Origin of the sequence: Stenotrophomonas chelatiphaga (genome assembly GCF_032054965.1) — a bacterium.
GTDB lineage: Bacteria > Pseudomonadota > Gammaproteobacteria > Xanthomonadales > Xanthomonadaceae > Stenotrophomonas > Stenotrophomonas chelatiphaga.
Genome location: NZ_DAMBRS010000005.1, coordinates 163,928 through 173,819 on the forward strand (window position 1 = coordinate 163,928; position 9,892 = coordinate 173,819).

At 53.2% G+C, this 9,892-nt stretch carries 8 protein-coding genes and 1 tRNA gene; 4 read left to right on the plus strand and 5 right to left on the minus strand.

What is annotated here, in order from left to right; genetic code table 11:
* Positions 1 to 19: 19 nt before the first annotated feature.
* Positions 20 to 847, minus strand: coding sequence for a DUF932 domain-containing protein (locus RTX79_RS09290; RefSeq protein WP_022960621.1), 828 nt, complete (start codon positions 845 to 847; stop codon positions 20 to 22).
* 308 nt (positions 848 to 1,155) lie between these two features.
* Between RTX79_RS09290 and RTX79_RS09295 the strand changes: the two genes are divergently transcribed.
* Positions 1,156 to 2,625 (plus strand): hypothetical protein, encoded by a 1,470-nt coding sequence (locus RTX79_RS09295; protein WP_312683341.1) that lies wholly within the window; start codon positions 1,156 to 1,158, stop codon positions 2,623 to 2,625.
* Between the two features lie 64 nt (positions 2,626 to 2,689).
* Here the strand turns inward: RTX79_RS09295 and radC are convergent, their stop codons facing one another.
* The gene (gene radC, locus RTX79_RS09300; protein ID WP_022960623.1) at positions 2,690 to 3,199 is read right to left on the minus strand and encodes a RadC family protein; all 510 of its coding nucleotides are present in this window, start codon (positions 3,197 to 3,199) and stop codon (positions 2,690 to 2,692) included.
* 671 nt (positions 3,200 to 3,870) lie between these two features.
* On the opposite strand from radC, the gene RTX79_RS09305 reads away from it, so the two are divergent.
* The 3 genes from RTX79_RS09305 to RTX79_RS09315 are packed head-to-tail and all read left to right on the plus strand — an operon-like array spanning position 3,871 to position 6,921.
* Positions 3,871 to 4,824, plus strand: coding sequence for a PP2C family protein-serine/threonine phosphatase (locus RTX79_RS09305; RefSeq protein ID WP_060494925.1), 954 nt, complete (start codon positions 3,871 to 3,873; stop codon positions 4,822 to 4,824).
* Entirely contained in the window at positions 4,778 to 5,854 is a 1,077-nt protein-coding gene (locus RTX79_RS09310; RefSeq protein WP_028968587.1) for a protein kinase domain-containing protein, read from the plus strand. The genes RTX79_RS09305 and RTX79_RS09310 overlap by 47 nt, the downstream gene beginning before the upstream one ends.
* The gene (locus RTX79_RS09315; protein ID WP_022960627.1) at positions 5,851 to 6,921 is read left to right on the plus strand and encodes a serine/threonine-protein kinase; all 1,071 of its coding nucleotides are present in this window, start codon (positions 5,851 to 5,853) and stop codon (positions 6,919 to 6,921) included. The genes RTX79_RS09310 and RTX79_RS09315 overlap by 4 nt, the downstream gene beginning before the upstream one ends.
* A gap of 254 nt (positions 6,922 to 7,175) precedes the next feature.
* Here RTX79_RS09315 and RTX79_RS09320 read toward each other — a convergent pair whose 3' ends face one another.
* The 3 genes from RTX79_RS09320 to RTX79_RS09330 all read right to left on the minus strand — a co-directional run bounded on the left by RTX79_RS09320 (position 7,176) and on the right by RTX79_RS09330 (position 9,731).
* Positions 7,176 to 8,240, minus strand: coding sequence for a PDDEXK nuclease domain-containing protein (locus tag RTX79_RS09320; protein WP_058135136.1), 1,065 nt, complete (start codon positions 8,238 to 8,240; stop codon positions 7,176 to 7,178).
* Entirely contained in the window at positions 8,237 to 9,439 is a 1,203-nt protein-coding gene (locus RTX79_RS09325; protein WP_312683346.1) for a tyrosine-type recombinase/integrase, read from the minus strand. The genes RTX79_RS09320 and RTX79_RS09325 overlap by 4 nt, the downstream gene beginning before the upstream one ends.
* A gap of 215 nt (positions 9,440 to 9,654) precedes the next feature.
* A tRNA-Asp gene (locus RTX79_RS09330) sits at positions 9,655 to 9,731 on the minus strand.
* Between the last annotated feature and the right edge of the window lie 161 nt (positions 9,732 to 9,892).

Below are 9,892 nucleotides of genomic sequence, written 5' to 3' on the forward strand. Positions count from 1 at the left end.
CCCCTGCCGCGCAGGGAAATCAGGCTTTCAACTGGCGCAGGCCGTCAGCCAGCAGCCACAGGGCGCGATTGAGGCGAATATCGGAATCAATGCCCTGCACCGGGCGGGTCTGCTGGCGGCGTCCGTTGGCGCTGCGTCCGTGCAAACCGCCTTTGGTCAGGTTCTCTTGGGTGCGGTTGAACACGCTCCACAAGTCCGGGCGGCGGTCGTCGAAACGGCGCGGCATCAGGATTTGCGATTCGGTGATCGGTGCGGGCTTGTCCGGGTCGTCGTACTTGAGCGACAGCGCGGCGCGGGCGAACACTTCGGCTTCGCCTTCGTCCAACGTGATGGCCTGCATGGATTCGCGGGATTCCAGCGCACGGTCAAAACCGTGCAGTACCTGATAGGCACCTTCGATCACTTGCCCAGCCACATCGCCCTTATGCGGCACGCGCACATCGGCCACGGTGTCGCCGCAAACAAGGCCATTGCTGCACACGAAACGGAACATGCCGGCCAGCATCTGGTAACTGCTGGTGCCATCGTGCGAGTTCAGCAGGATGATTTCGTTGGCTTCGCCTCGGGCGTTGATCTGGCTGGCATGGCGCAGCCGGATCATGTGCTTGGTGTAGTCGCGCCGGTCTTCGTGGCGGGTGCGGGTCTGCGTCACCATGAAGGGCTGAAACCCTTCCTTGCGCAGTTCGGTCAGCACCGTGGCGGTGGGGATATAGGCGTAACGCTGGGAGCGGCTTTCGTGGGGTGCTTCCGCAAAGATGGACGGGGCCACGCGGTGGATCTGGTCATCGGACAGCGGGGAATCGCTGCGCAGTACCGGGGAACGGGAAGCGAAACGGGATGCAAGCATGGTCTTTCTCCTGACGAAAATGGTTTGCTGTTCAAGCCACACACCGGATTCCTAGATTCGGAGCCCAGCCTTTCGGCTGTTCGGTGCGGTTGGCACGAGGAACCCGGTTGGCCCTGTTGCCACCGTCTTTCCTGAGTTCATCGCCCGCGACGGTCAGGAGCCCACGGACGTGGGCCGTCAAGGAGGAAAGCGTCAGGTTGGTGCGGCCCGCAGGCGCAGCCGAGGACACGGCCTGGCGCGCCTTGATGGCACACGGCCACGGGCTACAGTCGCGAGCAAGGTGATGGAGTCAGGAGAGACGGCTGGACATGGCAACGGCCGCCGCGATGTGCAGACCGCACGCAAGCGCAAGCGCGCAGGCCCGAAGCTGGAAGCCGGGCCGTAGGCGTCAGGGATGTGGAAGGCTGGCGAATGCCAGTCCCGTCAGGGATGAGCGAATAGCGAACCTGGAGCAGCGCGGTCTGCGAAGCGGAGACGCCAGTGGCTTCAATGGTTACTATTCAATGCATAACTATTTTGGAGGAAAAATGAAAAATATATTTGAAGAAATAGACGGCATTCATCTCGAAGAAGATGAGCGGTCGAGCTTTGGGAGATTCTGCGATGCATTTCTTGGGGAAAATCCGACTGTTGTCAAAAGACTATTTCCCCTCATTGATGCCTCATCCACAGACGAAAAATTTCAGTCCGACGTGATGCAGGCTTACACCAATGAATGCATCAATGAAAAGCAAGCAATAATGGAAAAACTAGATGCAACGAGAGGTCATCCGGATGCATTGAGGTTTTACACTCCGCAACTTGATCTTGTTGATAGCAAGCTTTCTATAAAGACATTTCAGCAGCTTATTGATTCTCTAGGCAGCCACCTAGATAAGTACGCAGGATCGTTAGAGGTGTTCAATAACGCTTACAAAATAATCCACAATGCAGACGGTACTAAATATATAAGAAATAACTATGTCAATTACTCGATTGGCTCCATTTTGTATCGAAAACACCAGTCCGAAAAAGGCAGGGGCGACATGCTGAGCATGAAATATTCTGATGTCGTCAGGTCTGAATATGAAAAGTTGGGAATTGACATAGAGAAGGAGGATCTCCAGTTTTCAAAATACAAACTCATTAGCCTCAGTGACAATATTCAAATATTCAATGACAAGGACAGTCAAACGATACAGGACAGCCGGCTAGATAAGTATTTCTGGATCAAAGTACCAAGAGGCTTGCTAGCGAGCATTGAATCCCTGATTGAACAAAGAATGATTGCTGAAATTGCATTCAGGGTGGATTATGTTTCCGATTATGTTCCTTCGATGGAGGAGAAGGAGTTTGGATCTCCAATGAAATTGAATATTTCATCCCTGCCCGAACTATCCAAATTCTACTCTACAGATAATTACAACAATAATCTGTGGATTCAGCATGACCAAATAAAGCAGAGTTTGACATTTGAAGAACTCCTGGAGGATTTTGAGGTGGCTGATGACAATGTCGTCACGCAGGTTATTCACCTTGAATACACATCAAGAGGTGATGAGTTCTTTATAACCCACCTGGATCATGAGTTCATTATTTACACCATTGAACAGTATGGGGAAAGAATGGGCAATGCAGGAGTAAAGGGGCATAGAAAGGTAAAGACATTCAAAGTCGATGGATCAATGATCCCATTCAATTCCAGGGTCAACGGAAATATATTCTTGATTCAGGTTCTCGACGCTTATTTTAATAATAGAGACTTGATTCAAGAGTATTTTGCAGAGGCGTCGGCCTAGAGTTCAAGAAGACTACCGCCCCATGCTCGGTTTGTTTTGAGAGAAGGGGCCGAAGCCCCTAGGATCAAATAAGGCCGTATTCCGCAAACGACGTCGTTTTCGTGCCACCCACAACGATGTGATCCAGCACGCACACGTCCACCATCGCCAGCGCCTCCCGAAGTCGCTTCGTCAGCAACTTATCGGCTGCGCTAGGCTCGGGATTCCCGCTCGGGTGGTTATGAGAAATGATGACTGCCGCTGCATTGAGCCGCAGTGCCTCCTTGAGAACTTCACGCGGGTACACCGATGCACTGTCGATGGTGCCCCGGAAAAGCTCGCTGTACTCGATCAGCCTATGTTGCGTATCGAGGAACAACACTGCGAAGACTTCATGCTCCAGGCACGCCAGCTTGGTGCTCAGATACTCCTTTACCGCCATCGGTGATGTAAAGGATTCGCCGCGCGGCATTTTCTGGTCGATGACCAGGCGTGCGGCTTCGAGGATCTGATCGGCAGAAGCTGGCTGGTAGCGCCCACGCGCGCTACGAACCATCAGAACGGAATCGAAGGAAGAAAGAGAAAGTTGCGACATGATCGTGCTCCGGTTGCACGGGCGGAATTGCCCGGAACCGTGGCCAGCACGGCGCAGCGCAAGCAGTCAGGGGTCGCAGACGGCCAATGGGCCGCAAGCGCGCATGGCGCGTGCAGCCATTGACGGCGAGAACGCCGTGATACGGTGAAGGGAACAGCAAGACCGCCCACTCCCACCCACAGCGCACAGTAGGTTTTCATGGCAAGCGAAGCGCGCAGGCCCGTCAGGGCCGAAGATGTCAGGGGTCAAAGCCGAATGGCCACGATTCGGCACGAGGCGCGGGGCGCAGCCCGCGAACCCGACGGCGGCACGCCGGGGCGCACGAATTGCTGCTTGGGCTACTCGTGCTGCTCAGCCTGCAAGCGGCCCCGCCCGAGACGGCCGGAAGCGTCGGCGACGTGAGCCACTATGAGCGTGACGCTTTGAAGTGCCTCAGCTAAAATGTAACTATCGCACAGCATTTCAAAATCAAAGTGACGTAAGTCCGAAAGAAGACGCAAATAGATTGCTTTCAATATAGGAGTTACGAAAACACAATGCACCCATTCCAAGAAAACATACAAGCTTGGATTTCTAGGCGTCTTGCAGACCGCACGTCCAGTCAATCCCTTGAGATTCCTTTTGTGCTATCCAGTGATATAGGACTGGTTCGAAAGGAGAATCAGGATCGAGTGGCCGCTCTCTATACTGGAAAGAAGTCGATAAATCCCCTGTTTGCGATAGCAGTTGCTGATGGCATGGGAGGCATGCGCGATGGAGGGAAATGCTCTTCATTGGCAATATCGAGCTTCTTCTACTCTTTGATACAGCACCGTAATTTAGGTATCAAGGAACGGGCCTATGAAGCTGTAAAAGCGTCAAACAAACAGGTGTTCGACACATATCAAGGCGATGGCGGCTCTACGCTGACTGCCGTTTTGCTTGACTCTCAAGGCACCAAGATAATTGTTCATCTTGGCGATACGCGTGTCTACACTTTCGGGGCTGGGAAAAAGGTTGAGCGGCACACAACGGACGACTCTCTCGTCGAAGCTGTTGGTGGAAGCGGTCGAGAACTACTCCAATTTGTTGGAATGGGCGATTCGATGCAGCCCAAGATAACTGATTTTTTTTGTCAGGAAGGTTTTTGCGCCATTACCACTGATGGCATACACGGCATAGAAGAAAAGACCCTCAGCAGGATTCTAGAAAATTCATCAAGCCTTAATGATGCCTCCGAGCGTCTGAATTCTGTCGCGATGTGGTGCGGGGGGAATGACAACTCAACATCGGCCATATTTGACATTGCCGGAATGCCTCCATCGCTTGCACGATATGAAGGAAGCGGAATCCGTTTATGGGATGCAGCTGGAGATCTAACCACGCTTTGGCTGCGAGAGGAAGACCAGGCCTTTAATGCAAAAAACGCTCAAGTTCCAAACGAGACGAATGAAGCAAAAAATAATTTTTCATCCCAACTGATACCCAGTACGCCGCCGACGAATGAGGGGGCGCCGAAGAAGTCAAAGCCACCCGTTCGCAAATCTCGAAAAAAGAAAAACGAGAATTACCCAGAAGAAGTTCAACTGGATATAGAAATTGGCAGTTCTGCCGAACAGGGAGACGTCGGTGTTGATAGCAAATAGATATAAAACTCTCGATAACTCCGACAGGGGTGGAATGGGGGAGGTAATTTTTTGCGAAGATCTACATCTACAACGTCAAGTTGTGCTAAAGCATCTGCAGGCTGGCGTCGAAGCTCGTAGATTGCTCGATGAGCAAAAGGCATTGTCAAAAGTTAGGTCGAAACACGTCGTTCAACTTTATGACATCGTAAATATTCAAGGAGCAGTCACGCAACAGCCCGCTATTGTCCTTGAGTTTATTGATGGAGAGACACTCCAAGTTGGATCTCTTTCTGCCAATGCGGATTATCTAAACCTGATATGGCAGATTTCATGCGGACTTGCTGACATTCATTCGCACAGAATCATCCATCGAGATATTAAACCCGGAAACATAAAAATAGATGGCGAGGGTGTCGTTAAGATTCTTGATTTCGGTTTGTCTAGAAATACTGCCGATGCAGAGACTAGGAGCATAATAGGAACTCCTATATTTATGGCGCCGGAGCTATGGGGTGACCAAACAATCGCGTTTGACTCTTCCATTGATGTCTATGCGTTTGGTGTGACATGTCTGGCCTTGCTGACCAACGAGCCTCCCCTTAGTTTGCGTCATAGGCCTCCAAGCCAGCCAACACTAGCAGATTTTTCTACTCCGTTCGCTGGGATGCCCGCTGAAATTACAAATGCCCTGTTCCAATGTCTTGCGACAAGCAGGCAGGATAGACCATCCATGCAAGCCATCAAGAATTTGTTGGAGAAGCATCTTCTGAGGGACAGGCATCGTGCCACGGTTGTTTTAAACGGCGTAGCAAACACACTAGACCACAAGAATAGAAGAATATCTCTGAATGCAACCGTGGGAAGTCTCACGATTGAATATGACGGCTTAGCCTTCACTGTCACTCAGGTCGCTGGTGCCGTTTATATAAATAACACATCCGTCACTGTAGGGGCGATAGTGCCAGGCTGTTGCGTTCTAACCTTCGGCAACGGCAGTGGCAGAAAGTTCGTGACTTTTGATGTTTCAAACCCGGAGGTAATGCCATGAATGCGCAAGATATTGTCTCCGGGCGCTATCGCATAGAGCGCCATATCGGTCGAGGCGGTATGCAAGACGTCTATTTGGCGCAGGACATATTGTTGGAATCTAACGTTGCACTAAAAACACCTCAACCCGGACAGCCCGATAAGAGATTCAAAAGCAGTGCGAAGATTTCCGCTAGAGTTAATCATCATAACGTCGCTAAAACTCTAGACTACATTGAGGAGAATGGTCGGCTTTTTCTTATTGAAGAATTCGTTGATGGCGACAATCTTGAAAATAAGCTCAAGACCTTTGGGGCTATCGACCCGCACCTCGCTGCTCGTATATTTCTGCACGTTTCCAAAGGCGTTGCCGCTTCACATCATGCTGGAGTTGTTCATCGTGACTTGAAGCCAAGCAATATCATTGTTGAACATGGCATTAATTTGCATGAACTGAAAATAACTGATTTCGGCATCGCTACACTAACAGAAGAAGTTTTTGACGAAGCTGCGCGGGAAGGCGATATAACCAGATCGACATCTGGAACAATTCGCGGAGCTCTTCCTTATATGGCACCAGAGATGATGTTCAGGCAGCCGGGTGAACACCCAGGCGCCTCAGTCGACATTTGGTCGCTCGGCGCTATGATGTTCCAGATATTGACCGGAAAAGTTCCTTTCGGCGTCTATCTCCAGGCGGCTGTCAATGTTCAAAATAGAAATAGAGAACCGTGGCCGGACTTCATGACGTCAAACCCGCAATATAAGATTCTTGCGCAGCAGTTACAATCCCTCGTGGAAGACTGCCTTCAGTACAATGTTGCAGATCGCCCTACCGCTGATGATGTTGTTGCGAAGATTTCTAATCTTTGCTTTATCGGTGTTGACAGAAAAGTTGGAAGTGTGACCAACCTGATTCAAAATGGATATAGCGGATTCATAGACGGGGATGACGGTGTAACGACCTTTTTTAGTCGAGAAAGCGTTTATGGGTCAAAGTCATCAGCCATGCCTGGAAAGAGAGTGTGCTATTCGAATTTCCCGGGATCGCCGCGTGACCGAGGTCATCCGATCATTGTGATCGAATAATTTTTAGTAATTAAGTGGGGACTCCAACGTCCCCATTTTTTTAGATTCATGTCAAGTAACGCTCGGCAAGCGATAGATTGCCCCGTCTTGAGCAGCCCAGTGCGCAAGTGAGCGTTCCCTTGATCTGCTGCATCAGTTGATGATCGGTCAGCGAAGGATCAGGACTCCCACTAGGATCGTTTTAGGTGATTGGAGGCCAGATACCGCAGATAGCTTGAGCGGCACATTGGGAAGCTAGTCTGTTTGAGACAAGGCTAATCGTTGCGCGTTTCTCGCTGTTCTAGCTGCAACTGCGCCCGCTGAGTTGCCTGTTGTAGCCGCTCCACTAGAACGCCCCTCGGCGGCAAGGCTGTCAGGTACTCGGCGACGTGGATTCCGGACTTGTCCAGTTCCAGCAATTCGATCTGCTCGCGCTTCTTGCCAGTGCAAAGAATGATCCCCAGCGGCGAGGCCTCCTCTGGCTCCCGCTCGTGCTTGTCTAGCCAGCGCAAGTAAAGCTCCATCTGCCCCTTGTGCGCGGCCTTGAACTCGCCGATCTTCAACTCCACCGCCACCAGCCGCCGCAGCTTGCGGTTGTAGAACAGCAGGTCAAGGTGGAAATCCTCGTCGTCGATCTGGATGCGTTTCTGACGGGCGACGAAGCAAAAGCCCGCGCCCAGCTCCAGTAAGAAGGCTTCCATTTCGCGGATGATGGCTGCCTCCAGGTCGCTTTCCTGCCAGCTATCCCGCAGCCCCAGGAAGTCGAGGATGTAGGGATCGCGCATGACCAGCGCCGGGGTCATGCGCTTTGCATCGCGCAGGGTCGCCAACTCCTGCGCGATGGTTTCTTCCGGTTTTTGGGACAGCGCCGTGCGCTCGTACAACATCGAGTCGATGCGCTCGCGTAGCGTCCGCACGCTCCAGCGCTCGGTGCTCGCCATCTGCGCGTAATAGTCCCGCTGGAGCGGATCTTTCAGCGGCAGCAATGCCACGAAATGCGACCAGCTCAATTGTCGTGACAGCGTCACGACAATTGGCTCTTCGGGGTAAGTGGCCGCGAACTGCACCATCCGGCGCAGGTTCTTATCCGCGAAGCTGCGCCCGTAGTCGCGGACAAGCTGCTCGGCCAGGGATGGCATGATTTCCTCGCCGTACTCGGCCCGCTGCCCGGCCAGCACCTCCGTATGGATACGCTGGCCGATCCTCCAGAACAGCAAGGTCAGTTCAGCATTGACCGCCGAGGCGGCGCGCTGGCGCGCAGCCTCAATCAGTGCCCGAATGTCACCCAACAGTGCCTTCGGCGCTGCTGGTGAAGGGGTGGACACCTTGCGCCTGCTCATGCCGCCACCTCCGCAGGGGATTGCTTAGCGCCGGTGATCGCCTTGCGTCGGTTCGCCACCAACTCGGCGGCCTCTCGCACGGGCTTGTCTTCGGTATGGACGTAGCGCATGAACATCGCCACGGTCTTGTGCGCCGTCAGAGCCATACCGACCTTCACCGGGATGCCAGAATTGGCAATGTCCGTCGCCGAGCGGTGACGGATGCCGTGCGTACCCACATGCGTCACGCCAGCGGCTTTGAGAGTGCGGCTCCAACCGTTGTAATACTCCCCGTCGGTCAAATGCCGATCAGGGTGCCGCGGAGACGGTAATACATGGGGCGTCGTAGCATTGCGAGCCGCCGTCGAAAGAAGCCGATAGGCTTCTTCGCTCATGGGCTTGGACATACCGCCTGTCTTGCTGTCAGGCCACACCACCCGCCGGTTTTCCAGATCAATCCAATCCCATTGGAGTGAGACGATCTCAGAAAGGCGAGCAGCAAACTCGAATTGCAGGCGGATGGCCAGCGGGATCACTACATGCTCCAGCCCTTCCGCCTCCAACTGGTCAAGGTAGCGAAACAACTTGCCCATTTCCTCATCGCTGATGAGGTGAGTCGCCTTGCCGTTCGGGTACATGGGCACATGGCGGCATGGGTTGGTGCCGTCAGGGCGATAGCCCCATACCTCGGCCAAGTTGAACATCTTGCGCATCACGCTGAACGTGCGGTTCGCATCGGCGGGCTTGTGCGCCATCTTCTTCATCATTGAAGCCACGTCAGGCCGCTTCAGATCCTGCACCTTCATGCGACCAAGCATTGGGATGATGTTGCGATCAATGACGCTCTGGTAGCCTTCTTGCGTGCTCGGCTTGTTGCGCTGGCTGGAGTAGTCCTCCATGAACTTGATGCACAGTTCCTTGACTGTGGGTGCCTGACGCGCTGCAGCCTTCTCTGCGGCAGGATCTCCACCCCGGCGCACTTGCGCCAGCCACTCCTGCGCCAGCGATCGAGCCTGTTCGACGGTCAGTTCTCCGTATAGGCCCAAGGCAGGTTTGCGCCGCTCTCCGGCGTTTGTGCGGTACTGGAGCATGAACACCTTGCGGCCTGCCGGGGTGATCTTGCACAGGAAGCCAGGAACCAGGGTATCGCGCAGTTCGACTGGCTGCGCTTGGGCTTGTGCCGCATCGACTGTGGACTTGGTGAGTTTGATTTTCGCCATGATGACTCCTCGAAAGACCCGATTTCCAGGAGCCTGTTGGGAGCCAAGCGGGTGGAAGCCGGGTCAAGTTTCAGAAAGCACCGGCATATGATGAACTCGCCTAAGTTATTGATAAACCTGCTGTATCTGGCTGTGGCGTAGTCCAGCGAAGTTCGGTGCTGGAGTCATGGTGAAATAAAAAAAGCCCCTGGTTTTCACCAGGGGCTCTTCAATCGTGGCGGAGCGGACGGGACTCGAACCCGCGACCTCCGGCGTGACAGGCCAGCATTCTAACCAGCTGAACTACCGCTCCGCGTTGAAACTTTGCAGGCGCTCATTCTATCCGAAGATCGTCTGATTGCCCAGCCTCATGAACACTTTTTTTAGAAGTTTTTCACAAGGTGTTACCAAATCTGCAGTGGCGGAGCGGACGGGACTCGAACCCGCGACCTCCGGCGTGACAGGCCAGCATTC